This window comes from Zestomonas ipomoeae (assembly GCF_057128665.1).
Map to the genome: position 1 here is coordinate 61,634 of NZ_JBSKHQ010000017.1, position 23,179 is coordinate 84,812.

The 23,179-nt window shown below is 64.8% G+C and carries 24 protein-coding genes; 18 read left to right on the top strand and 6 right to left on the bottom strand.

Going from position 1 to position 23,179, the window contains the following annotated elements; translation table 11 throughout:
- The first annotated feature begins 9 nt into the window (after window positions 1-9).
- The 4 genes from recJ to tadA all read left to right on the top strand — a co-directional run bounded on the left by recJ (window position 10) and on the right by tadA (window position 4,602).
- Window positions 10-1,722 carry a single-stranded-DNA-specific exonuclease RecJ gene (gene recJ / locus ACWKV7_RS17515; protein WP_483858979.1) on the top strand — a complete coding sequence of 571 codons (1,713 nt, stop codon included), beginning with the start codon at window positions 10-12 and terminating at the stop codon, window positions 1,720-1,722.
- Window positions 1,723-1,832: 110 nt separating this feature from the next.
- On the top strand, window positions 1,833-2,630 hold the full coding sequence (locus ACWKV7_RS17520) for a hypothetical protein (RefSeq protein ID WP_483858980.1): 798 nt from the start codon (window positions 1,833-1,835) through the stop codon (window positions 2,628-2,630).
- 118 nt (window positions 2,631-2,748) lie between these two features.
- Window positions 2,749-4,116, top strand: a complete 1,368-nt coding sequence (locus tag ACWKV7_RS17525) for a multicopper oxidase family protein (RefSeq protein WP_483858981.1) — start codon at window positions 2,749-2,751, stop codon at window positions 4,114-4,116.
- A gap of 9 nt (window positions 4,117-4,125) precedes the next feature.
- The gene (gene tadA, locus ACWKV7_RS17530; RefSeq protein WP_483858982.1) at window positions 4,126-4,602 is read left to right on the top strand and encodes a tRNA adenosine(34) deaminase TadA; all 477 of its coding nucleotides are present in this window, start codon (window positions 4,126-4,128) and stop codon (window positions 4,600-4,602) included.
- A gap of 9 nt (window positions 4,603-4,611) precedes the next feature.
- Here the strand turns inward: tadA and mltF are convergent, their stop codons facing one another.
- Window positions 4,612-6,075 (bottom strand): membrane-bound lytic murein transglycosylase MltF, encoded by a 1,464-nt coding sequence (gene mltF, locus ACWKV7_RS17535; protein WP_483858983.1) that lies wholly within the window; start codon window positions 6,073-6,075, stop codon window positions 4,612-4,614.
- A 182-nt stretch (window positions 6,076-6,257) separates the two neighbouring features.
- On the opposite strand from mltF, the gene purL reads away from it, so the two are divergent.
- From purL to ACWKV7_RS17550, 3 genes are all read left to right on the top strand, one after another.
- Window positions 6,258-10,154, top strand: a complete 3,897-nt coding sequence (purL, locus tag ACWKV7_RS17540) for a phosphoribosylformylglycinamidine synthase (RefSeq protein WP_483858984.1) — start codon at window positions 6,258-6,260, stop codon at window positions 10,152-10,154.
- Window positions 10,155-10,201: 47 nt separating this feature from the next.
- Entirely contained in the window at window positions 10,202-10,447 is a 246-nt protein-coding gene (locus tag ACWKV7_RS17545) for a CDGSH iron-sulfur domain-containing protein (protein WP_483859034.1), read from the top strand.
- Window positions 10,448-10,604: 157 nt separating this feature from the next.
- Complete coding sequence (locus tag ACWKV7_RS17550) at window positions 10,605-10,922, top strand: NGG1p interacting factor NIF3 (RefSeq protein WP_483858985.1); 318 nt, start codon at window positions 10,605-10,607, stop codon at window positions 10,920-10,922.
- Between the two features lie 39 nt (window positions 10,923-10,961).
- Here the strand turns inward: ACWKV7_RS17550 and ACWKV7_RS17555 are convergent, their stop codons facing one another.
- Window positions 10,962-11,465: a L,D-transpeptidase family protein gene (locus ACWKV7_RS17555; RefSeq protein WP_483858986.1), complete on the bottom strand. Its 504-nt coding sequence runs from the start codon at window positions 11,463-11,465 to the stop codon at window positions 10,962-10,964.
- Between the two features lie 33 nt (window positions 11,466-11,498).
- The gene (locus ACWKV7_RS17560; protein ID WP_483858987.1) at window positions 11,499-12,053 is read right to left on the bottom strand and encodes an NUDIX hydrolase; all 555 of its coding nucleotides are present in this window, start codon (window positions 12,051-12,053) and stop codon (window positions 11,499-11,501) included.
- 156 nt (window positions 12,054-12,209) lie between these two features.
- Here ACWKV7_RS17560 and ACWKV7_RS17565 point away from each other — a divergent pair, with 156 nt between their 5' ends.
- From ACWKV7_RS17565 to ACWKV7_RS17585, 5 genes are read left to right on the top strand one after another with little or no spacing between them, the layout of a single operon-like run.
- A complete protein-coding gene (locus ACWKV7_RS17565) occupies window positions 12,210-12,812 on the top strand; it encodes a CoA pyrophosphatase (protein WP_483858988.1) in 603 nt (200 codons plus the stop codon).
- A gap of 19 nt (window positions 12,813-12,831) precedes the next feature.
- Window positions 12,832-13,353: a gamma carbonic anhydrase family protein gene (locus tag ACWKV7_RS17570; RefSeq protein ID WP_483858989.1), complete on the top strand. Its 522-nt coding sequence runs from the start codon at window positions 12,832-12,834 to the stop codon at window positions 13,351-13,353.
- Window positions 13,350-13,541 (top strand): DUF1289 domain-containing protein, encoded by a 192-nt coding sequence (locus ACWKV7_RS17575; RefSeq protein ID WP_487249225.1) that lies wholly within the window; start codon window positions 13,350-13,352, stop codon window positions 13,539-13,541. Before ACWKV7_RS17570 ends, ACWKV7_RS17575 begins: the two co-directional genes overlap by 4 nt.
- A 52-nt stretch (window positions 13,542-13,593) precedes the next feature.
- Window positions 13,594-14,775, top strand: a complete 1,182-nt coding sequence (gene purT / locus ACWKV7_RS17580) for a formate-dependent phosphoribosylglycinamide formyltransferase (RefSeq protein WP_483858990.1) — start codon at window positions 13,594-13,596, stop codon at window positions 14,773-14,775.
- A complete protein-coding gene (locus tag ACWKV7_RS17585) occupies window positions 14,772-15,515 on the top strand; it encodes a GDSL-type esterase/lipase family protein (RefSeq protein WP_483858991.1) in 744 nt (247 codons plus the stop codon). Before purT ends, ACWKV7_RS17585 begins: the two co-directional genes overlap by 4 nt.
- Here the strand turns inward: ACWKV7_RS17585 and ACWKV7_RS17590 are convergent.
- Together ACWKV7_RS17590 and ACWKV7_RS17595 are read right to left on the bottom strand one after the other, a co-directional pair.
- Complete coding sequence (locus ACWKV7_RS17590; protein WP_483858992.1) at window positions 15,484-16,773, bottom strand: HlyC/CorC family transporter; 1,290 nt, start codon at window positions 16,771-16,773, stop codon at window positions 15,484-15,486. The two genes, ACWKV7_RS17585 and ACWKV7_RS17590, sit on opposite strands and share 32 nt — an antisense overlap.
- Window positions 16,774-16,782: 9 nt before the next feature.
- The gene (locus tag ACWKV7_RS17595) at window positions 16,783-17,583 is read right to left on the bottom strand and encodes a cytochrome C assembly family protein (protein WP_483858993.1); all 801 of its coding nucleotides are present in this window, start codon (window positions 17,581-17,583) and stop codon (window positions 16,783-16,785) included.
- Window positions 17,584-17,818: 235 nt separating this feature from the next.
- On the opposite strand from ACWKV7_RS17595, the gene ffh reads away from it, so the two are divergent.
- From ffh to rplS, 5 genes are all read left to right on the top strand, one after another.
- Window positions 17,819-19,192, top strand: coding sequence for a signal recognition particle protein (gene ffh / locus ACWKV7_RS17600; protein ID WP_483858994.1), 1,374 nt, complete (start codon window positions 17,819-17,821; stop codon window positions 19,190-19,192).
- Between the two features lie 178 nt (window positions 19,193-19,370).
- Window positions 19,371-19,622, top strand: coding sequence for a 30S ribosomal protein S16 (gene rpsP / locus ACWKV7_RS17605; protein WP_483858995.1), 252 nt, complete (start codon window positions 19,371-19,373; stop codon window positions 19,620-19,622).
- Between the two features lie 5 nt (window positions 19,623-19,627).
- A complete protein-coding gene (rimM, locus tag ACWKV7_RS17610; RefSeq protein WP_483858996.1) occupies window positions 19,628-20,164 on the top strand; it encodes a ribosome maturation factor RimM in 537 nt (178 codons plus the stop codon).
- A gap of 10 nt (window positions 20,165-20,174) precedes the next feature.
- Window positions 20,175-20,927 (top strand): tRNA (guanosine(37)-N1)-methyltransferase TrmD, encoded by a 753-nt coding sequence (gene trmD, locus ACWKV7_RS17615; RefSeq protein WP_483858997.1) that lies wholly within the window; start codon window positions 20,175-20,177, stop codon window positions 20,925-20,927.
- 43 nt (window positions 20,928-20,970) lie between these two features.
- Window positions 20,971-21,321, top strand: a complete 351-nt coding sequence (gene rplS, locus ACWKV7_RS17620) for a 50S ribosomal protein L19 (RefSeq protein WP_483858998.1) — start codon at window positions 20,971-20,973, stop codon at window positions 21,319-21,321.
- A gap of 90 nt (window positions 21,322-21,411) precedes the next feature.
- Here rplS and ACWKV7_RS17625 read toward each other — a convergent pair whose 3' ends face one another.
- Window positions 21,412-22,083: a cyclic di-GMP-binding domain-containing protein, MshE-related gene (locus tag ACWKV7_RS17625; RefSeq protein WP_483858999.1), complete on the bottom strand. Its 672-nt coding sequence runs from the start codon at window positions 22,081-22,083 to the stop codon at window positions 21,412-21,414.
- 169 nt (window positions 22,084-22,252) lie between these two features.
- On the opposite strand from ACWKV7_RS17625, the gene xerD reads away from it, so the two are divergent.
- Window positions 22,253-23,149 (top strand): site-specific tyrosine recombinase XerD, encoded by an 897-nt coding sequence (xerD, locus tag ACWKV7_RS17630; protein WP_483859000.1) that lies wholly within the window; start codon window positions 22,253-22,255, stop codon window positions 23,147-23,149.
- Window positions 23,150-23,179: the final 30 nt, after the last annotated feature.

Here is a 23,179-nt window from a genome sequence, read left to right on the forward strand (position 1 = left end):
CAAGGCCCCATGCGCATCGAACCCCGCCCGCTTCCCGAGACCCTGCCCGACCTGGGCGACCTGCCGCCGCTGCTGACCCGTCTCTACGCCGCCCGTGGCGTCTGCAGCGCGGCTGAGCTGGACAAGAGCCTGGCGCGGTTGATTCCCTACCAGCAGTTCAAGGGCATCGACGCCGCCATCGAGTTGCTGGTCGAGGCCTTGCAGCGCCGCCAGCGTATCCTGTTCGTCGGCGATTTCGATGCCGACGGCGCCACGGCCAGTACCGTCGGCGTGCTCGGCCTGCGCATGCTCGGCGCGGCCCATGTCGACTATCTGGTACCCAACCGCTTCGAGTATGGCTACGGCCTGACTCCGGAAATCGTCGCCGTTGCCCTGGAGCGCCAGCCCGATCTGCTGGTGACCGTGGACAATGGCATTTCCAGCGTGGATGGCGTGGCGGCGGCCAAGGCCGCCGGCCTCAAGGTGCTGGTCACCGACCACCACCTGCCCGGCCAGGAGCTGCCCGCGGCCGATGCCATCGTCAACCCGAACCAGCCGGAGTGCCGGTTCCCCAGCAAGTGCATCGCCGGGGTCGGAGTGATCTTCTATGTCCTGTTGGCGCTGCGTGCCCGCCTGCGTGCGCTGGGCTGGTTCGCCGATGGCCGTGCCGAGCCCAACCTGGCCGAACTGCTCGATCTGGTGGCACTCGGCAGTGTTGCCGACGTGGTTCCGCTGGATGCCAACAACCGCATCCTGGTGCACCAGGGCCTGGCGCGCATTCGCGCCGGACGCGCGCGGCCGGGGTTGCGGGCGATTCTCGAGGTGGCCGGTCGCGATCACCGCCGCATCAGCTCCACCGACCTCGGCTTCATTCTCGGCCCTCGGCTGAACGCGGCCGGCCGGCTGGACGACATGAGCCTCGGCATCGAGTGTCTGCTCTGCGAGGACGAGGCCCTGGCCCGCGACATGGCGGTACAGCTCGACCAGCTCAATCAGGACCGCAAGGCCATCGAGCAGGGCATGCAGCGCGAAGCCCTGGCCCAGCTCAAGGACCTGCCGGTGGAGAGCCTGCCGTTCGGCCTGTGCCTGTTCGAGCCGGACTGGCACCAGGGGGTGATCGGTATCCTCGCTTCGCGGCTGAAGGAGCGCTACCACCGCCCGGCCATCGCTTTCGCCGATGCCGGCGAAGGCTTGCTCAAAGGCTCGGCGCGCTCGGTGCCGGGGCTGCATATCCGCGATGCGCTGGATGCGGTGGCGGCCCGGCACCCGGGACTGATCAGCAAGTTCGGCGGGCACGCCATGGCCGCCGGCCTGTCGCTGCCCCAGGAGCATTTCGGCGCCTTCGCCGCCGCCTTCGATGCCGAAGTGCGCCGCCAACTGTGCGAGGACGACCTGACCGGCCGGCTGTTGTCCGACGGCCAACTGGGCGTCGAGGAATTCCATCTGGAACTGGCCAAGGCGCTGCGCCAGGCGGGGCCCTGGGGCCAGCATTTTCCCGAACCGCTGTTCCACGGCATCTTCCAGCTGGTGCAGCAGCGCATCGTCGGCGAGCGGCACCTCAAGCTGGTTCTCAAGAGCGAGTGCGGTCGCCTGCAGCTCGACGGCATCGCCTTCAATATCGACCGCGAGGTCTGGCCCAACCCGGAAGTGCGTTGGGCTGAGCTGGCCTACAAGCTGGACGTTAATGAGTTCCGTGGCCAGGAAAGCGTGCAGTTGCTGGTGGCGCATATCGCCGCGCGGTAACCCAACCTTCGGTCGGTATACTGGCGAAATGCTAGTTATCTCCTGGCTGGCTTTCTGCGCCATCCCTACAATCTGCGCTTTTTGTCGATTGCCGAAGGTAGGGGAAACACATGCGAAACCCGCTCAAGCATCTGCTGGCGTTCTGTTTGCTCATGGGCACCTGCGCGCTTGCCGAGGCGGCGCTGGACGCCTCGCTGCTGCAGGTGCAGCAGGCCAAGGTCCTGTTGCTGCGCACCAGTACCGACCTGTTCATCCATCGCGGCGAAGGCCGCCATGCCGAGCAGGCCGCCCGCACCGAGGCGAGCCTCGACCAGCTCGATGAAAACCTCAAGACCCTGGAAGCCTGGCCGTTGCCCTCGGCGGCGCGGGAAGTGCTGGAGCGCATCAAGCCGGCGTTGCTGAACTTCCAGATCAAGGTGCGCGAAACCCTGCTCTATGCGCCCGGCGAGCCGGACCTGCCGTGGGAATTCAACTTCGAGTACAGCAAGGCCCAGCGTGAACTGCTCGAAGACCTGCACCAGCTCGGCGAGATTCTGCAGCAGGCCCAGGTACAGCCGCTCGATGACGAGCATCTGCAACTGCTGGACCTGCCGGCCAAAGTGCAATACCTGGCGATGCGCTATACCGCCCGTGCCTATATCGGCGACATCGAGGCCTTGCCCGAGCAGCAGCACTTCTATTTCAACCAGGACATCGACGTGCTGGCCAAGAGCGTGCAGGCCGAGCTGGCGGCGATGCTCAAGAGCGGCGGCAGCGACGAGCGGCAGCGGCGATTGCGGCAGGTGCAGCTGCGCTGGAAATTCATTTTTGGCCGTCTGCTCGACTACAACGAGGACATGACCCCGCTGATCGTCGAGCGCCATGCCCGCGAGGTGGTCGATCAGTTGCTGCACCTGCAGGGCCTCTGACGACCGGCGCGCCGTTGCGGCGCGTTGTCGCTTTATCAATGCCCCGCAGCGCGTGTATCGTGCCCTGCTCAAATTTCCGGCCCGCCCCCGCGCGGGCCCGTTCCGCAGGAGTCCGCGCATGCCGTTCAGCCGCAGACAGATTCTCGCCGGCCTTACCGGTGCCGGCGTCCTTGCCCTGGGGGGGGGCGGCGCGCGCTTCTGGTTGAGCCGCGCCACCGCCGCCAGCCATGACTACGAACTGATCGCCGCGCCCCTGGAGGTCGAACTGGTGCCCGGCCACCGCACCACCGCCTGGGCCTTCGGCGGCAGCGCGCCAGGGCGGGAGGTGCGAGCCCGGCAGGGCGACTGGCTGCGCGTGCGCTTCATCAATCGACTCGACGTGCCCACCACCATTCACTGGCATGGCATTCGCCTGCCGCTGGAGATGGATGGCGTGCCCTATGTCTCGCAGTTGCCGGTGTTGCCCGGCGAGTATTTCGACTACCGCTTCCAGGTTCCCGACGCCGGCAGCTTCTGGTATCACCCGCACACCTCGAGCAGCGAGCAGCTTGGCCGCGGCCTGGTCGGCCCGCTGATCATCGAGGAGCGGGAACCGAGCGGCTTTCGCCACGAGCGCACCCTCAGCCTGAAGAACTGGCATGTGGATGCCGAGGGCGCCTATACCGCCTTCAGCGTGCCGCGCGAGGCGGCCCGTGGCGGTACCGTCGGCCCGCTGTCGACGGTCAACGGCGTGCATGCGCCGAGCCTCGACTTGCCGGCCGGGCAGATCGTGCGGCTGCGGGTGCTCAACCTGGACAACAGCCTGACCTATCGCCTCAACGTGCCGGGCGCCGAGGCGCGCATCTACGCGCTGGACGGCAATCCCATCGCCCCGCGCCCGCTGGGCAAGCAGTACTGGCTGGGACCGGGCATGCGCATCGACCTGGCTCTGAAGGTGCCGCAAGCCGGCACCGAGCTGGCCCTGCGCAACGGGCCGCTGCGCCTGGCGACCCTGGTCAGCCGGCCGAACAATGAGGCGCCTGGTGAGTGGCCGGCGGCGCTGCCGGCCAATCCGATCGCCGAGCCGGACCTGGCACGGGCCGAGAAGCTGCGTTTCAACTTCGAGTGGGTCGGCGCCTTGTCGGTAAACGTCGATCAGGGCGCGGCCCACAAGTTCTGGCAGATCAACGGCCAGGCCTGGGATATCCAGGACAAGACCTGCGCCGACCGGCCGATCGCCACCCTCAAGCACGGCGGCCATTACCTGTTCGAACTGCGCAACATGACCCAGTACCAACACCCGATCCACCTGCACGGCATGACCTTCAAGGTGCTCAAGTCGGACCGCCGGGCCATCGTCCCGTATTTCACCGACACCTACCTGCTGGGCAAGAACGAAACCGCGCAGATCGCCCTGGTGGCGGATAACCCTGGCGTATGGATGTTCCACTGCCATGTGATCGACCATATGGAAACCGGCCTGATGGCCGCCATCGCGGTGGTCTAGGGTGGACGCATGAGAAAGGTGCAGATCATCGACCGCAGCCAGGACGAGCGCTTCATGGCAGAGGCCCTGGCCCTGGCCGCCGAAGGGGCGGCATTGGGCGAGGTGCCGGTGGGTGCGGTACTGGTTCGCGACGGCGAGATCGTCGGGCGCGGCTTCAACTGCCCGATCATCCGCCACGACCCTAGCGCCCACGCCGAGATGGTGGCCATTCGCGCCGCCGCCGCGGCGCTGCAGAACTATCGCCTGCCGGGCACCACGCTCTACGTAACCTTGGAACCGTGCAGCATGTGCGCCGGGCTGATCGTGCATTCGCGCATCCAGCGGGTGGTCTACGGCGCCACCGAGCCGAAGGCTGGCGTGGCGATCAGCCGCGGCCAGTTCTTCGCCCAGGACTTTCTCAATCACCGGGTGCTGGTGGAAGGCGGGGTGCTGGCGGAGCAATGCGGGGCGGTGCTCAGCGAATTCTTCAAGGCCCGTCGCGGCTGACCGCGCCGGCTACAGCGGCGGTAGGTCGTCGCTGGGCTTGTTGTGATTGACCCCTGGCACGTGCAGCCCGGCTTCGATCAACTGGCCGCTTTCGAGCTGCGGCTGGGTCACCCAGGTGAGGATGTCGTAGTAGCGCCGAACGTTGCGCACGAAGTGCACGGTCTCGCCGCCGCGCGCGTAGCCGTGGCGGGTCTTGCTGTACCACTGCTTCTGCGCCAGGCGCGGCAGCATCTTGTTCACATCCAGCCACTTGTTCGGGTCGAGGCCCTCGGCCTTGGCCAGCTTGCGCGCGTCGGCCAGGTGGCCGATGCCGATGTTGTAGGCGGCGAGGGCGAACCAGGTGCGGTCCGGTTCCTCGATGTCCTTGCTCAGGCGGCTGTGGATCAGCGAGAAGTACTTGCCGCCGCCGGTGATGCTCTGGCGCGGGTCAAGGCGGTTGGCCACGCCCATTTCCTGGGCGGTGCCCATGGTCAGCATCATTAGGCCGCGCACACCGGTCTTGGAGGTGGCGTTGGGTTGCCACAGCGACTCCTGGTAGCCGATGGCAGCCAGCAGGCGCCAGTCCAGGTCGTTGCTCTGCGCGGTCTGCTGGAAAAAGCGTTCGTAGCGTGGCAGGCGTTGCTGCAGGTGTTGGGCGAAGGTGTAGGCGCCGACGTAGCCGAGCACGTCGACGTGGCCGTAGTAGCGGTCCTTGAGGCGCTGCAGGGTGCCGTTCTGCTTGACCCGCGCCAGGAAGGCGTCGATCTCCCGCAGCAGGCTGTCGTCTTCGCCCGGCGCCACGGCCCAGCTCTGGCCGCGGCTGTCGCCGAGGTCGAAGGCGACCCGCACGTTAGGGAAGTACACCTGGTTCATCGCCAGCTCGTTGGAGTCGACCAGGGTCAGGTCGATCTGGCCTTCGTCGACCAGGTGCAACAGGTCGACCACTTCCACCGCATCGGATTCTTCCCAGCTCAGCTCCGGCACCTGCGCCTTGAGTTCTTTCAACTGCTCGGCATGGCTGCTGCCCTTGAGCACCAGGATGCGCTTGCCCAGCAGGTCCTGCACCTTGGTCGGGCGCTGTTGGCCATGGCGATAGATCACCTGCGGACTGACTTCGAGATAGGCGCGGGAGAACCGCGCCTGTTGCTTGCGTCCATCGGTAGCGATCAGGCCGGCGGCGGCCAGCTCCGGGCCGTCGGGGCGATCGAGGCGGGCAAACAGGTCGTCGAGGTGATCGGCGGTTTCGATCTTCAGCTCGACGCCCAGATCGTCGGCGAAGCGCTTGACCAGTTCGTACTCGAAGCCGGTTTCGCCGTTGCGATCCTGGAAGTAGGTGGCGGGGCTGTTACGGGTGACCACGCGCAGCACGCCGTCCTTCTGCACGCGCTCGAGCGTAGTTGGCTGCGGTTCTTCGCAGCCGCCGAGCAACAGAAGGATTCCGGTCGCCAGCAGCCAGGCGGCGCAGCGCTTGCGGAACACGTGTTGGGCAAACATTGGCGCAGTATACGCAAAGGGCCACCAGCGCCATATCTGGACAGCGCAACGGCAAACTGCTAGGCGCCGCCGGTCGGGCGCCCGGCCGGCGGCGCGTTCCGCTTCCGGCTTCTAGCTTTGGATCGCAATAGGCTAGAATGCACGGCCTCCCAGTACACCCCTTCCCAGAGGCTGTCCCGACGATGTTGATCCTGCGCGGCGCTCCCGCTCTCTCCGCCTTCCGCCACGGCAAATTGCTTGCGCAATTGACCACCAAGGTCCCCGCCGTGACTGGGCTGTACGCCGAATTCGCCCACTTCGCCGAAGTCGCTGGCGCACTCGGCGACGACGAGCAGCAGGTGCTCGCCCGACTGCTGAAATACGGCCCCAGCGTGCCGGTGCAGGAACCCAGCGGACGCCTGTTCCTGGTGGTGCCGCGCTTCGGCACCATCTCGCCCTGGTCGAGCAAGGCCAGCGACATCGCCCACAACTGCGGCCTGGGCAAGATCCAGCGCCTGGAACGCGGCATCGCCTACTACGTCGCCGGTGAGTTCGACGACGCCCAGGCCGGGCAGATCGCCGCCGTGCTGCACGACCGCATGACCCAACTGGTACTGGGCAGCCTGGATGAAGCCGCCGGCCTGTTCAGCCATGCCGAGCCCAAGCCGCTGACCGCGGTGGACGTGCTCGGCGGCGGCCGCGCCGCCCTGGAGAAGGCCAACGTCGAACTGGGTCTGGCCCTGGCCGAGGACGAAATCGACTACTTGGTGAAGAGCTTCGGTGAGCTGGGGCGCAACCCCCACGACATCGAACTGATGATGTTCGCCCAGGCCAACTCCGAACACTGCCGGCACAAGATCTTCAATGCCAGCTGGGACATCGACGGCGAGAGCCAGGACAAGTCCCTGTTCGGCATGATCAAGAACACCTATGAAATGCACCGCGACGGCGTGCTGTCCGCCTACAAGGACAACGCCGCGGTGATCGTCGGCAATGTCGCCGGGCGCTTCTACCCGAACCCGGAAACCCGTCAGTACGGCGCCAGCCAGGAGCCGGTGCACATCCTGATGAAGGTGGAAACCCACAACCACCCGACCGCCATCGCCCCGTTCCCCGGCGCCTCCACCGGCTCCGGCGGCGAGATCCGCGACGAAGGCGCCACCGGGCGCGGCGCCAAGCCGAAGGCAGGCCTGACCGGTTTCACCGTCTCCAACCTGAACATCCCCGGCTTCGAGCAGCCGTGGGAGAAACCCTACGGCAAGCCCGAGCGCATCGTCACCGCGCTGGACATCATGATCGAAGGCCCGCTCGGCGGCGCGGCGTTCAACAACGAGTTCGGCCGCCCGGCACTGACCGGCTACTTCCGTACCTTCGAACAGGCGGTCAACGGCCCGCGTGGCGAGGAAGTGCGCGGCTACCACAAGCCGATCATGCTCGCCGGCGGCATGGGCAACATCCGTGAAGATCATGTGCAGAAGGGCGAGATCTCCGTCGGCGCCAAGCTGATCGTGCTCGGCGGCCCGGCGATGCTGATCGGTTTGGGTGGCGGCGCGGCTTCGTCGATGGCCACCGGCACCAGCTCGGCGGACCTGGATTTCGCCTCGGTGCAGCGCGATAACCCGGAAATGGAACGCCGCTGCCAGGAGGTCATCGACCGCTGCTGGCAACTCGGCGAGCACAACCCGATCAAGTTCATCCACGACGTCGGCGCCGGCGGCCTGTCCAACGCCTTCCCGGAACTGGTCAACGACGGTGGCCGCGGCGGTCGCTTCGAGCTGCGCAACATTCCCAACGACGAGCCGGGCATGGCACCGCTGGAAATCTGGTGCAACGAGTCCCAGGAACGCTATGTGCTGTCTGTCGACAGTGCCGACTTCGAGCGTTTCAGGGCTATCTGCGAGCGCGAGCGCTGCCCGTTCGCGGTGGTTGGCGAAGCCACCGCCGAACCGCACCTGACCGTTGCCGATAGCCACTTCGGCAACAAGCCGGTGGACATGCCGCTCAATGTGCTGCTCGGCAAGGCGCCGCGCATGCATCGCAGTGCCAGCCGCGAAGGCTCGCTTGGCGACGATTTCGATGCCCGGGGCATCGAAATCGGCGAAGCGGTCGAGCGCGTGCTGCGCCACCCGGCGGTAGCCAGCAAGAGCTTCCTGATCACCATCGGCGACCGCACCATCACCGGCCTGGTCGCTCGCGACCAGATGGTCGGCCCCTGGCAGGTACCGGTGGCCGACTGTGCCGTCACTGCCACCAGCTTCGACGTCTATACCGGCGAAGCCATGGCGATGGGTGAGCGCACGCCGCTGGCGCTGCTCGATGCTCCGGCCTCCGGGCGCATGGCCATCGGCGAGACGCTGACCAACCTGGCTGCGTCGCGCATCGACAAACTGTCCGACATCAAGCTTTCCGCCAACTGGATGGCCGCTGCCGGTCACCCCGGCGAAGACGCGCGGCTGTACGACACCGTCAAGGCGGTCGGCATGGAGCTGTGCCCGGCGCTGGGCATCACCGTGCCGGTAGGCAAGGACTCGATGTCGATGAAGACCCGCTGGCAGGAAGAGGGCGCCGAGAAGAGCGTTACCTCGCCGCTGTCGTTGATCGTCTCCGGTTTCGCGCCGGTGCTCGACGTCCGCCAGACCCTGACTCCGCAACTGCGCATGGATAAGGGCGAGACCGACCTGGTCCTGATCGACCTCGGCCGCGGGCAGAACCGCCTCGGCGCCTCGATCCTGGCACAGACCTACGGCCGGCTCGGCAATCAGGCGCCGGACGTCGACGACGCCGAGGACCTGAAGGCCTTCTTCGCGGTGATCCAGGGGCTGAACGCCGATGGCCAGTTGCTCGCCTACCATGACCGCTCCGATGGCGGCCTGATCACCACCGTGCTGGAAATGGCCTTTGCCGGTCATTGCGGGCTGAACCTGTTCCTCGACGCCCTGGCCGACGGACCCGAGGACTTTGCCGGGGTTCTGTTCAACGAGGAGCTGGGGGCGGTCATCCAGGTTCGCCAGGACGTTACGCCCGAGGTGCTGGCGCAGTTCAGCGCTGCCGGCCTCGGCGACTGCGTGGCGGTGATCGGCCAGCCGGTCAACGGTGCCCACGTGACCATCAATTTCAACGGCAAGGCCGTGTTCGGTGGCGAGCGTCGCCTGTTGCAGCGCCAGTGGAGCGAGACCAGCTACCAGATCCAGCGCCTGCGCGACAACGCCGACTGCGCCGACCAGGAATTCGACGCCATTCTCGAAGAAGACAACCCCGGCCTGTCGATCAAGCTCGGTTTCGACGTCAACGAAGATATCGCCGCGCCTTACATCAAGAAAGGTGTGCGTCCCCAGGTGGCCGTGCTGCGCGAGCAGGGTGTCAATGGCCAGGTGGAAATGGCCGCGGCCTTCGACCGTGCCGGCTTCGCCGCCATCGACGTGCACATGAGCGACATCCTCGCTGGCCGCGTCGATCTGAATGAGTTCAAGGGCCTGGTGGCCTGCGGCGGCTTCTCCTACGGCGACGTGCTCGGTGCCGGCGAGGGCTGGGCCAAGTCGGTGCTGTTCAATGCCCGTGCCCGCGAGGCGTTCCAGGCCTATTTCGAGCGCAAGGACAGCTTTGCCCTCGGCGTCTGCAACGGTTGCCAGATGATGTCCAACCTGCGCGAGCTGATCCCCGGCAGCGAGTACTGGCCGCACTTCGTGCGCAACCGCTCGGAGCAGTTCGAGGCACGCGTGGCGATGGTCCAGGTGCAGGAATCGGCGTCGATCTTCCTGCAGGGCATGGCCGGTTCGCGCATGCCGATCGCCATCGCCCATGGCGAAGGCCATGCCGAGTACGAAAGCGAGGAAGCGCTGCTGGAGGCGGATCTGTCCGGCACCGTGGCGCTGCGCTTCGTCGACAACCATGGCAAGGTCACCGAACGCTATCCGGCTAACCCCAACGGCTCGCCGCGTGGCATCACCGGCCTGACCAGTCGCGACGGCCGGGTGACCATCATGATGCCGCACCCGGAGCGCGTGTTCCGCGCTGTGCAGAATTCCTGGCACTCGGACGAGTGGCGCGAAGACGCCGGCTGGCTGCGCATGTTCCGCAACGCCCGCGTGTGGGTCGACTGATCGACACCGCCGTCGACCCGTCCGGGTCGGCGGCCCTTCTCCCCGAGGTGCGCCAAGTCCAAGCCGGCGCCGCCTTGCATCTCTGCACCTGCGGCCGCTCGCCGCGACTCCCCGACTGCTGCGACGAATGCACCGAAGGCCTGCGGCTGACCGCGCCGCGCTCGCAGCGACTGTTGCTGTGCCGCTGCGGTCGCTCCACGAGCCTGCCGTATTGCGATGGCAAACACAGTCCCCCGACGCCATCCCACAAGGCCAAGTGGCGACGATTCTGGCGCGGCGAGCTGGGCTCATAGGCTCTGCGCATCGAGCGCGAACATGGCAATGAATGATGGGTCCAATCGTCAGGTTGTGAACCATTGCGCCCTACAGTGATAGGGCAAAGTGCCATTATTTCGCGATATTATTGACACCCTGTCATTGTAAGTCCCGCCTGTTCTCGGAGACCCGTTGATGTACAAGCTGTGTTTCTATGTGCCGGAAACTCACCTGGATGCCGTCAAGAAGGCGGTATTCGCCGCGGGCGCCGGGCGGATCGGCCATTACGACAGTTGTTGCTGGCAGACCCTGGGCCAGGGGCAGTTCAGGCCGCTGGAAGGCAGCCAGCCGTTTCTCGGGCAAACCGGCAGGGTGGAGCAGGTGGCGGAGTGGAAGGTCGAGCTGGTGGTGGCCGACGAGCTGATCCACGATGCGGTCAAGGCCCTGAAGAAGGCCCATCCCTACGAAACCCCGGCATTCGATGTCTGGCGCCTGTCCGACCTGACCTTCTGACGGTTGGCGCCTGCACCGGGTTTGGCCCGGTGCGGTGCGTCAGGGGCGGATCTCGATCAACGTGCCGTCCTTCACCAGTTGCCAGATCTCGCGCATGTCATCGTTCTTCATGGCAATGCAGCCCTCGGTCCAGTCGAGGGTATGGAAGTACCATTCGGGATACTCCTCATCCAGCGGGGTGCCGTGGATCATGATCATGCCGCCCGGCTTGACGCCTTCCGCGCTGGCCCGTTGCAGGTCGCGCGCATTGGGGTAGGAAATGTGCATGGCCAGGTTGTACTTGTCGCTGTTCTTGCGCCAGTCGATCCAGTAGAAACCTTCCGGCGTGCGCTTGTCGCCCTCGCGCTGCTTGGCGCCATCCGGCCGCTTGCCCAGGGAGATGCGATAGGACTTCAGGGTTTCGCCGCGGCTCAGCAGATGCAGTTTGCGCTCGGACTTGATGACCAGCACCTTGTCGATGTTTCGGTCTTCCAGGGAGGGCGAGGCATTGGCGTGGGAAAGGGTGGCGAAGGACAGACAAAGGGCAGCGAACAACCAGCGCATTTTGCGACAAGACCCTGCAGTACGGTTGGAGTATCAACGGTTCCTATAGTACGCCTGCAACGCCTCGATGGGCTCGTTGCGCACCGGATAAATCTGCTTCGGCCGGTCGGCGAAGAAGCATTCTAGGGTACGCCCGACCGTCGGGAAAGCCAGCTCTGACCAGGGGATGTCGCGTTCGTCGAAGAGCCGTACCTCCAGGCTCTCGTCGCCGGCGGCGAAATTCAGGTCGACCAGTTCGGCGCGGAAGAACATGTACACCTGGCTGATATGCGGCAGGTCGAACAGGGTATAGAGGCTGAGGTCGCGCACCCGCGCGCAGGCCTCCTCCTCGGTCTCCCGCGCTGCAGCCTGGGCGAGGGTCTCGCCGTTCTCCATGAAGCCGGCCGGCAGCGTCCAGTAGCCGCGGCGCGGCTCGATGGCGCGGCGACAGAGCAGCACCTGTTCGCCCCACACCGGCAGGCAGCCGGCGACGATGCGCGGATTCTGGTAGTGCACCACCTGGCACTGGCTGCAGACGAAGCGCAGGCGATTGTCGCCGGCGGGAATGCTCTGGGTTACGGCACTGCCGCACTGGCTGCAATAGTTCATGGCTGTCCCCTGGATGATTCGTTCATCTTGGCGCGCGGCAATCGGGCGGGCAAGTGCAGGCAAAGCTGCCAAAAGCTGCGTCATGTCGACGCAAGGCTTGGGCGCGTTCCTGCATTCATGCCATGATGGGCAATAAAGCGAAACACCGGAAATGCGATGCTGGACGAGCTGCTCCAACGTGTGCGCGACTACTCTCCGCGCCAGCTGGAAACCGATCGGCGCTTCCCCGAAGCCGCCGTGCTGGTACCGATCACCCGAAGCGAAGAACCCGAACTGGTCCTGACCTTGCGCGCCAGTGGCCTGTCCACCCATGGCGGCGAAGTCGCCTTTCCCGGTGGTCGCCGCGATCCCGATGACCGCGACCTGATCCATACCGCGCTGCGCGAGGCGGAGGAGGAGGTCGGCCTGCCGCCGGGGTTGGTGGAAGTGATCGGTCCGCTGAGCCCGCTGGTGTCGCGCCACGGCATCCAGGTGACGCCCTATGTCGGTCTGGTGCCTGACTACGTCGAGTACCAGCCCAACGACGGCGAGATCGCCGCGGTGTTCAGTGTGCCGCTGGCCTTCTTCCGCGAGGACAGTCGCGAAACTACCCACCGCATCGACTACCAGGGGCGTAGCTGGTACGTGCCCAGCTATCGCTTCGGCGCCTACAAGATCTGGGGGCTGACGGCAATCATGGTGGTTGAGCTGGTCAACCTGCTCTACGACGCCGATATCTCCCTGCACCGCGCGCCCGACACCTTTATCAAACTGAGCTGACCGTTCGAGGTTCAACGCCATGAAATATCGCCTGGGAGATGCCCGCGTCGAAGTCCATCCGGATAGCTGGGTCGCGCCCAGCGCCACCCTGATCGGCAAGGTCAAGCTGGAGCCCGGTGCCAGTGTCTGGTTCAACGCGGTGCTGCGGGGCGACAACGAACTGATCCATATCGGCGAGAACAGCAACGTGCAGGATGGCAGCGTGATGCACACCGACATGGGCTATCCACTGTCCATCGGCAAGGGCGTGACCATCGGCCACAAGGTCATGCTGCACGGTTGCTCGGTCGGCGACTACAGCCTGATCGGCATCAACGCCGTCGTGCTCAACGGGGCGAAGATCGGCAAGCATTGCATCATCGGCGCCAACGCGCTGATTCCCGAAGGCAAGGAGATACCCGATGGCTCGCTGGTGATGGGCTCTCCCGGCAAGGTGGTGCGCGAGCTGACCGAGCAGCAGAAGAAAATGCTCGAAGCGAGCGCCGCCCACTACGTGCACAATGCCCGGCGCTATGCCCGCGACCTGGCGGTGGACGAGTGATCGAGCCAAAGCCGGTCGCCTCGCCCTGCGTGCACATTTGCGCGCTGGACGAGGACGACATCTGCATCGGTTGCCAACGCACGGTGGCCGAGATCACCCGTTGGGGCCGCATGGACGACGCCGAGCGCCGGACCGTGCTGACGCTCTGCCACGAGCGCGCCCGCGCCAAGGGCCAACTGCTCTCGTAGATTCCAACCCGTTGCGCCGGCCTGGTCCGGCCCGTCTATTGCCGAGGAACCCATGCCCCGTATTGGAACCCCCCTGTCGCCTGCTGCGACCCGTGTACTGCTGTGCGGCTCCGGCGAGCTGGGCAAGGAAGTGGTAATCGAACTGCAGCGCCTGGGCGTCGAGGTGATTGCCGTCGACCGCTACGCCGACGCGCCGGCGATGCAGGTGGCTCATCGCAGCCATGTGGTCAACATGCTCGACGGCGCCGCCCTGCGCGCGGTGATCGAGCAGGAGCGACCGCACTACATCGTGCCGGAAATCGAGGCCATCGCCACCGCCACCCTGGCCGAACTGGAAGCTGAGGGCTTTACTGTGATCCCCACGGCCCGCGCCGCGCAGTTGACCATGAATCGCGAAGGCATTCGCCGCCTGGCAGCCGAAGAACTGGGGCTGCCCACTTCGCCGTATCGCTTTGCCGATACCGTCGAGGACTATCGTGCGGCGGTGAGCGCGTTGGGTTTTCCCTGTGTGGTGAAGCCGATCATGAGTTCCTCCGGCAAGGGTCAGAGCCTGCTCAAGGGGCCGGACGACGTGCAGGCGGCCTGGGATTACGCCCAGGAAGGCGGGCGTGCCGGCAAGGGGCGGGTCATCGTCGAAGGCTTTATCGACTTCGACTACGAGATCACCCTGCTGACTGTGCGTCATGTCGGCGGGACCTGCTTCTGCGCCCCGGTCGGCCATCGCCAGGTCAAGGGCGACTACCATGAGTCCTGGCAGCCGCAAGCGATGAGCCCACAGGCGCTGGCCGAGTCGGAGCGCATCGCGCTGGCGGTGACTGAGGCGCTGGGTGGCCGTGGGTTGTTCGGCGTGGAGCTGTTCGTCAAGGGCGATCAGGTGTGGTTCAGCGAAGTCTCGCCACGCCCGCACGACACCGGCCTGGTCACGCTGATCTCCCAGGACCTGTCGGAGTTCGCCCTGCATGCGCGGGCCATTCTCGGCTTGCCGATACCGGCTATCCGTCAGCTGGGGCCCTCGGCTTCGGCGGTGATCCTCGTTGAAGGCCAGTCCCGCCAGGTCAGCTTCGGCAATCTGGCGGCGGCGTTGAGTGAGTCGGATACAGCCCTGCGGCTGTTCGGCAAGCCGGAAGTCGCCGGTCAGCGGCGCATGGGCGTGGCCTTGGCGCGAGACGAGTCGGTCGAGCAGGCCAGGGCCAAGGCCACGCGTGCGGCCCAGGCGGTCAGCGTCGAGCTGTGAGGCGCTTGTCCCGACTGGCTTGGTGGACGGCTGCCTTGCTGTCGCTGCCGCTGGTCTTGCCGATGGCCTGGCATGTCCGTCGGCGGGCGCTGCGCCTGCCGCCCGCGGCCGGGCCTCGACACGGGGAGATCGGGGTAGAGCTGGGCGGCGAGCTGTTCCGCTTGCTGGTGCTCGGCGAGTCGACTGTGGTGGGGGTTGGTACCACCTCTCTGGAGCATGCGCTTCCCGGACGATTGGCTGCGCTACTGTCCGAACATCTGGGGCGGCCGGTGCACTGGCGCGCCTGCGGGGAGAATGGCATCACTGCAGCCGAGGCGGTCGAGCGGCTGCTGCCAGGAGCGCTGGAGCGGCCGGCGGATCTGGTCCTGCTGGTCTTCGGCGTCAACGACAGCACCCACCTCAGTTCGCTTGCTGCCTGGCGCGGGGCCCTGTGCCACCTGGTGCAGGCATTTGACGAGCGCGGGGCGCGAGTGGCGGTCAGTGGTGTGCCGCCGCTGCAGCATTTTTCCGCGTTGCCCTGGCTGCTGCGCAGGCTGCTGGGCTGGCGCGGGCGCCTGCTCGACGACGAGCTGCGTGCCCTGGCGCAGGACCTTCAGGTGCAGTATTGCCCATTGGCGCTGCCGTTCGTGCGCGATTACCTGGCGGTGGACGGCTACCATCCGTCCAGCTTGGGCTACCTCGTCTGGGCGCAGGGGTTGGCGCAGTTGCTTACGGCGTCTCGTCCGGCTCCGCCGGGATGAGCGTTTGCGCCTCCCAGACACGCACGCTCTTCACGCGGTTTTCCGTGGCCTGGAGGATTTCCAGGCGGTAGCGGCCGATTTTCAGGCAGACGCCGCTGTCGGGAATGCTCTCCAGCGCTTCGGTGATCAGGCCGTTGAGGGTCTTGGGGCCGTCGCAGGGCAATTGCCAGCCGAGGGCCTTGTTCACTTCGCGAATGTAGGCGGCACCATCGATGACCTGGGTACCGTCCTCCTGCGGATGAATGTCCGGGCTGCGCAGGGCGTCCTGGTTGCTGAACTCGCCGACGATCTCTTCGAGAATGTCTTCCAGCGTGACGATGCCGAGCACTTCGCCGTATTCATCGACGACGATGCCGATGCGCCGCTTGTGCTTCTGGAAGTTGATCAGCTGGGTCGACAGCGGCGTGCTTTCCGGCACGAAGTAGGGTTCGTGGCACGCCTCCAGCAGGCTGTCCTTGGTCAGCTGGTTATGCGACAGCAGGCGGGCGATCTGGCGCATGTGCACCACGCCCTCGATCTGGTTGATGTCGTTGCGGAACACCGGCAGGCGAGTATGAGTGGTGGTTCGCAGCTGGGTGACGATGTCTTCCAGGGCATCTTCCAGGTTGATGCCGACCGCCTCGTTGCGCGGGATCATGATGTCGTTCACCGTGACCCGCTCCAGGTCGAGGATGCCGAGCAGCATGTTCTGCCGGTTCAGCGGTAGCTCGTGGCCGGATTCGCGCACCACGCTACGCAGTTCCTCGGTGGTCAGGCTGTCGCTGCTCTTCTTCGACGGGTCGACGCCGAACAGTCGCAGCAGGCCGTTGCTCACCCAGTTGAGCAGCAGAACCAGCGGGTAGAAGACCTTGAGCAGCGCCATCAACAGCATGCTCGCCGGGTAGGCGACGGACTCGGGCTTCAGCGCGGCCAGGGTCTTCGGCGTGATCTCGCCGAAAATCAGCAGCACCAGTGTCAGCACGATGGTGGCGATGGCGATGCCCGCTTCGCCCCAGAGCTGGATGGCCAGCACCGTGGCGATCGACGAGGCGAGGATGTTGACGAAATTGTTGCCGATCAGAATGGTGCCGAGCAGGCGGTCGGGCCGGCTGAGCAGGGCGCTGGCGCGCTTGGCGCCGCGATGCCCCTCCTTGGCCATGTGCCGCAGGCGGTAGCGGTTGAGGCTGAGCATGCCGGTTTCGGAGCTGGAGAAGAACGCCGAACACAGCAGCAGGAAGACCAGCAGGCCAAGCAGGAAGCCAGGATGTAGGTTTTGCACGTCGGTGGCCTAAATGTGCAGGATGAATTCGCGCACCAGCTTGCTGCCGAAGTACGCGAGCATCAGCAGGCAGAAGCCGGCCAGGGTCCAGCGAATTGCCTTGTGGCCGCGCCAGCCGAGCTGGTGGCGCCCCCATAGCAGCACGCCGAATACCAGCCAGGCGAGGCTGGAGAGTAGGGTCTTGTGCGCCAGGTGCTGGGCGAACAGGTCCTCGAGGAAAAGCCAGCCGGAGAGCAGCGACAGCGACAGCAGCAGCCAGCCGGCCCAGAGGAAGCCGAACAGAAGGCTTTCCATGGTCTGCAGCGGCGGAAAGTTGCGGATCAGGCCGGTGGGGTGCTTGTGCTTGAGCTGGTGATCCTGGACCAGCAGCAGCAGCGACTGGAACATGGCAATGGTGAGCAGGCCATAGGCCAGGATCGACAGCAGGATATGGGCCAGGATGCCCGGCTCCTCTTCGATCACCGGAATGGTGCCGGTCGGCGCGAACAGCACCAGCAGTGCGGTCAGGCAGCCGAGCGGAAACAGCAGCAGCAACAGGTTCTCCACCGGTATGCGGGTGCTGGCCAGCAGGGTCAGGCCGATCACTGCCGCAGCGATCAGGCTGCCGGCGTTGAAGAAGTTCAGGCTCAGCCCGTTGGGCATCAGCAACTGATGGAACAGGCTCACACCGTGGGCGAGCAGGGCGGCAATGCCGAGCAGGACCAGCAGGCGCTTGTCCGGTACGCGACGCTGGGACAGGCGGATGCCTTGATAGGCGGCGGCACCGGCGTAGAGGCAGGCGGCCACGAGGCTGGGCAGCAGAGGTTGCATAAATCCTTGTTAGGCAAGCCCGAAAGGGCGAGAGTGTCGCACAAACCCCGGAGGCGCAAAAGCCGTAGGTAATGAAAGCGCGGGCCGTGCGGACATTCGAACCGATGCGCAATTCGCGACATCTCCGCGCCTTCGGTCAAGCAATCTGCCCGGTCGCGCGGAGCCCGCGCTTCCAGCGGGTGCCCTGGGGCTTCTATAATTCCGCCCTTACCGCATTCCAGCGTGGAAACTCTTTATGTTCGACAACCTTACCGACCGCCTCTCGCACACCCTGCGTACCGTCACTGGCAAAGCCAAGCTGAGCGAGGACAACATCAAGGACACCCTGCGCGAAGTGCGCATGGCGCTGCTCGAGGCCGATGTGGCGCTGCCGGTGGTCAAGGATTTCGTCAACAAGGTCAAGGAGCGCGCGGTCGGTACCGAGGTTTCGAAGAGCCTGACGCCTGGGCAGGTGTTCGTGAAGATCGTCCGCGCCGAGCTCGAACAGCTGATGGGTGCGGCCAACGAAGATTTGGTGCTGAACGTTGCGCCGCCGGCGGTGGTGCTGATGGCGGGCCTGCAGGGCGCCGGCAAGACCACCACCGTTGGCAAGCTGGCGCGCTTTCTTAAGGAAAGGAAGAAGAAGTCGGTGATGGTGGTTTCCGCCGACGTCTATCGCCCGGCGGCGATCAAGCAGCTGGAAACCCTGGCTGGCGAGATCGGCGTGACCTTTTTCCCCTCCGATATCAGCCAGAAGCCGGTGGCCATCGCCGAGGCGGCTATTCGCGAGGCCAAGCTCAAGTTCATTGACGTGGTGCTGCTGGATACCGCCGGTCGCTTGCATGTCGACGCGGAAATGATGGGGGAGATCCAGGCGCTGCATGCTGCGGTCAAGCCGGCCGAGACGCTGTTCGTGGTCGATGCCATGACCGGCCAGGATGCCGCGAATACCGCCAAGGCCTTCGACGAGGCGCTGCCGCTGACCGGCGTGGTGCTCACCAAGGTCGACGGCGATGCGCGCGGCGGTGCGGCGCTGTCGGTGCGCGCCATCACCGGTAAGCCGATCAAGTTCCTTGGCATGGGCGAGAAGAGCGATGCGCTCGAGCCCTTCCATCCGGATCGTATCGCCTCGCGCATTCTCGGCATGGGCGACGTGCTCAGCCTGATCGAGCAGGCGGAGCAGACGCTCGACCGCGAGAAGGCCGAGAAGCTCACCAAGAAACTGAAGAAGGGCAAGGGCTTCGATCTCGAAGACTTCCGCGACCAGCTGCAGCAGATGAAGAACATGGGTGGGCTCGGTGGCCTGATGGACAAGCTGCCGTCCATTGGTGGCGTCAACCTGGCGCAGATGGGCAGCGCTCAGGGCGCGGCGGAGAAGCAGTTCAAGCAGATGGAGGCGATCATCAACTCCATGACGCCCGCGGAGCGGCGCGATCCCGAGATCATCAGCGGCTCGCGCAAGCGCCGAATCGCCATGGGCTCCGGCACCCAGGTGCAGGACATCGGCCGGTTGATCAAGCAGCACAAGCAAATGCAGAAGATGATGAAGAAATTCACCGCCAAGGGTGGCATGGCCAAGATGATGCGCGGGATGGGCGGCATGCTGCCCGGCGGCATGCCGAAGCTCTGAGGCGCGGTGTCAGGCGGGTTCGCCCCGTTGGCAGGATTGGCTCGTCCGGCCTGCTGCATGCTCGGCGGCGTTGAGCTTGCAGCTTGCGGTTATCCTCCGTACAATACGCGACCTTTCGGGCCTAGCGCCCAAGTGTGCCTTTAGATTTTGCAGCACCGACTACAGGAACGATGTTCACATGGTAACCATCCGTCTTGCCCGTGGCGGCTCCAAGAAGCGCCCCTTCTACCACCTGACCGTGACCAACAGCCGCAATGCGCGCGATGGTCGTTTCGTTGAGCGTATCGGCTTCTTCAACCCGGTCGCTTCGGGTGCTGAAGTGAAGCTCTCCGTCAATCAGGAGCGCGCCACTTACTGGTTGAGCCAGGGCGCCCAGCCGTCTGAGCGCGTTGCTCAGTTGCTGAAGGAAGCTGCCAAGGCTACTGCCTGAGCAGCATGAGCGCGACGCCGACTCCCGCCGAGGACCTGGTCGTTCTCGGTAAGATCACATCGGTACACGGCGTTCGCGGCGAAGTGAAGGTCTATTCCTTCACTGATCCGATCGACAACCTGTTGGATTATCGCCATTGGACGCTGAAGCGCGATGGTGAAACCCGGCAGGCTGAACTGGTCAAGGGTCGCATGCAAGGCAAGGTCCTGGTGGCCAAGCTGAAAGGTCTCGATGACCGTGAAGAGGCGCGTACTCTCGCGGGTTTCGACATTTGCGTGCCCCGTGAACAGTTGCCGGCGCTCAGCGACGACGAGTTCTACTGGTACCAACTGGTGGGCCTCAAGGTGATCAATCAGGACGAGCAGTTGCTCGGCTGTATCGATCATCTGCTGGAAACCGGCGCCAATGACGTCATGGTGGTCAAGCCTTGCGCAGGCAGCCTGGACGATCGCGAGCGGCTATTGCCCTATACGCAGCAATGCGTGCTCGAGGTCGATCTGGACGCCGGCGAGATGCGGGTGGACTGGGACGCGGACTTCTGAGTTGCATGACATGAAAAGCATGCAGGTCGAGGTCATCAGCATTTTCCCGGAAATGTTCGCCGCCATCAGCGATTACGGCATTACCAGCCGTGCGGTGAAGCAGGGTCTGCTCAAGTTGAGCTGCCGCAATCCGCGCGACTATACCGCGGATCGCCACCAGACGGTGGATGACCGGCCTTTCGGCGGTGGTCCGGGCATGGTGATGAAGATCCAGCCGCTGGAGCGGGCCCTGGCCGATGCCAAGGCGGCGCTGGGCGGAGAGGCGAAGGTGATCTACCTCTCGCCGCAGGGGCGCCAGTTGAATCAGGCGGCCGTGCGCGAGCTGGCGAACGAGAAGGCTCTTGTGCTCATCGCCGGGCGCTACGAAGGTATCGACGAACGCTTTATCGAGGCGCACGTCGACGAAGAATGGTCGATTGGCGACTATGTGCTGTCCGGCGGCGAGCTGCCGGCAATGGTGCTGATCGATGCGGTGACGCGCTTGCTGCCCGGTGCGCTGGGGCATGCCGATTCCGCCGAGGAGGATTCGTTTACCGACGGCCTGCTCGACTGCCCGCACTACACCCGACCCGAGGTGTACGAGGGTAAACGTGTTCCTGAGGTGCTGCTCAGCGGCAATCACGAACACATCCGGCGCTGGCGTTTGCAGCAGTCCCTTGCTCGGACCTACGAACGTCGCGCTGATCTTCTGGATAGCCGCTCGCTTTCTGGAGAAGAGCAAAAGCTGTTGGCGGAATACCTTCGCCAGCGGGACGATAGTTAACGTATCGATGGCAGGCCTGCCGGTCTGTCTTAGGAGCATTCAGATGACCAACAAGATTATTCAGCAGCTCGAAGCCGAGCAGATGAACAAAGAAATTCCGGCCTTCGCCCCGGGCGATACCGTGATTGTTCAAGTGAAAGTGAAGGAAGGCGACCGTCAGCGTCTGCAGGCCTTTGAAGGTGTGGTCATCGCCAAGCGCAATCGCGGCCTGAACAGCGCGTTCACCGTGCGCAAGATTTCCAATGGCGTGGGTGTGGAGCGTACCTTCCAGACCTACTCCCCGCTGGTCGACAGCCTGAGCGTCAAGCGTCGCGGTGACGTGCGCAAAGCCAAGCTGTACTACCTGCGCGACCTGTCCGGCAAGGCAGCGCGCATCAAGGAAAAGCTGGCTTAAGCCGTTTTTCTTCAGAAAAAAGCAGCCTTCTGGCTGCTTTTTTCGTTTGTGGGTTTTGCTGTCTTCGACCAGTAGCGGATGCCGCCAACTTCAGTGCAGGCTGATCTTCAATGACGCCTGGGAAAGGTCGATGTCCTGCAGCGTCAGGCTGCCGAAGCTTTGTCCTTGGGGGGCGCCAGCGACGCGAATGTTGTCGAAGCGCAATTCGCCGATCGAGCTGGGTAGGCGAACATTGACCGAGCCATCCGGGTTGACCAGCGAAGTCATCCGGCTCGTGTCGTAGCGCACCTCATGCAATGAGGTCTGCGCCTCAAGGCTGTTCAGCACCGGCATCACCAGGCGTGCCAATTGCTCCACGGTGGCCAGGCCGTCGCCGCTCTGCGCCTGCAGGAAGAGGCCTTGCAGCACGCTGTCCAGTCCTTGGGCGCTGATTTCGCTCATTTCGTCGTCACTGAGTGGCTGCAGCCCGCGCGGAGTTTCCTGGCGGCTGATGCTGTTCGGTGGCTGCAGACGCTGGATGTCCGCGCTGGCCATCTGGAACGGACTGAGCAGGGCCGCGACCAGGGTGGCGGCCAGGCGCAGGTTGTTCTGCTTCTTCAAGGCCTTGTGCAACTGGCGTTCGCTCAGCAGGCCCTGCTCGATGAGGATTTCGCCCAGTCGCTTGTTGCTGGTCAGCTGCAACTGCATGGCCTGGTCGAGTTGGGCGTGGTCGATCAGGCCCTTGTTGATCAGTATCTGGCCGAGGCGGGAATGGTGGGACATGGGCGGAATCCATAATCTTTGATATCAAATTGCAATCATGCGGTGGGCATGGTCCTTTGTCACCCATCGAACGGTGGGGTGACCGAACCGCGGCTGTGCCTGCCTTTTCGCTGACAGCGGGCAGCTGCTATGGAAGACTAGCACCGCCTTCTTCATCTGCCCGGTTCCCATGTCTGCCGTCGACCATGCCCTGATTGATCAATTTCTCGATGCGCTGTGGATGGAAAAGGGGCTGTCCACCCATACCCGCTCTGCCTATCGCAGCGATCTGGCACATTTCAATGGCTGGTTGCAGGAGCGCGGCCTCGACCTGGCGGCTGCCGGTCGCGAACTGATTCTCGACCATCTCGCCTGGCGCTTGAGTGCCGGTTACCAGGCGCGCTCGACGGCGCGCTTCCTGTCCGGACTGCGCGGTTTCTATCGGTTCCTGCTGCGCGAAGGGCTGATCGCTGCCGATCCGACCTTGCAAGTGGAGTTGCCCCGGCTGGGGCGCCCGTTGCCCAAGTCGCTGTCGGAACGGGACGTCGAGGCGCTGCTGGGGGCGCCGGAGGTGGATGATCCCCTGGGGCTGCGCGATCGAGCCATGTTCGAGGTGCTCTATGCCTGCGGATTGCGGGTGAGCGAGCTGGTGGGGCTGACCCTGGAGCAGGTCAATCTGCGCCAGGGGGTGCTGCGGGCCTTCGGCAAGGGTAGCAAGGAGCGTCTGGTGCCGCTGGGAGAGGAGGCAATGCGCTGGATCGAGCGCTATCTGCGCGAGTGCCGCCCATTGCTGATGAAAGGTCGGCCGAGCGATGTGCTGTTCCTCAGCCTGCGCGGCGAGCAGATGACCCGGCAGACCTTCTGGCACCGCATCAAGCATCAGGCGCAGGTTGCCGGCATTGGCAAATCGCTGTCGCCGCATACCCTACGCCACGCCTTCGCCACCCACCTGCTCAACCATGGCGCCGACCTGCGCTCGGTGCAGATGCTGCTGGGGCATAGCGATCTGTCGACTACCCAGATCTACACCCATATCGCCCAGGCACGCCTGCAGGAGCTGCATGCTCATCATCACCCGCGTGGCTGAGCTTCCGCAGGTCCGACGATTTCACCCTTT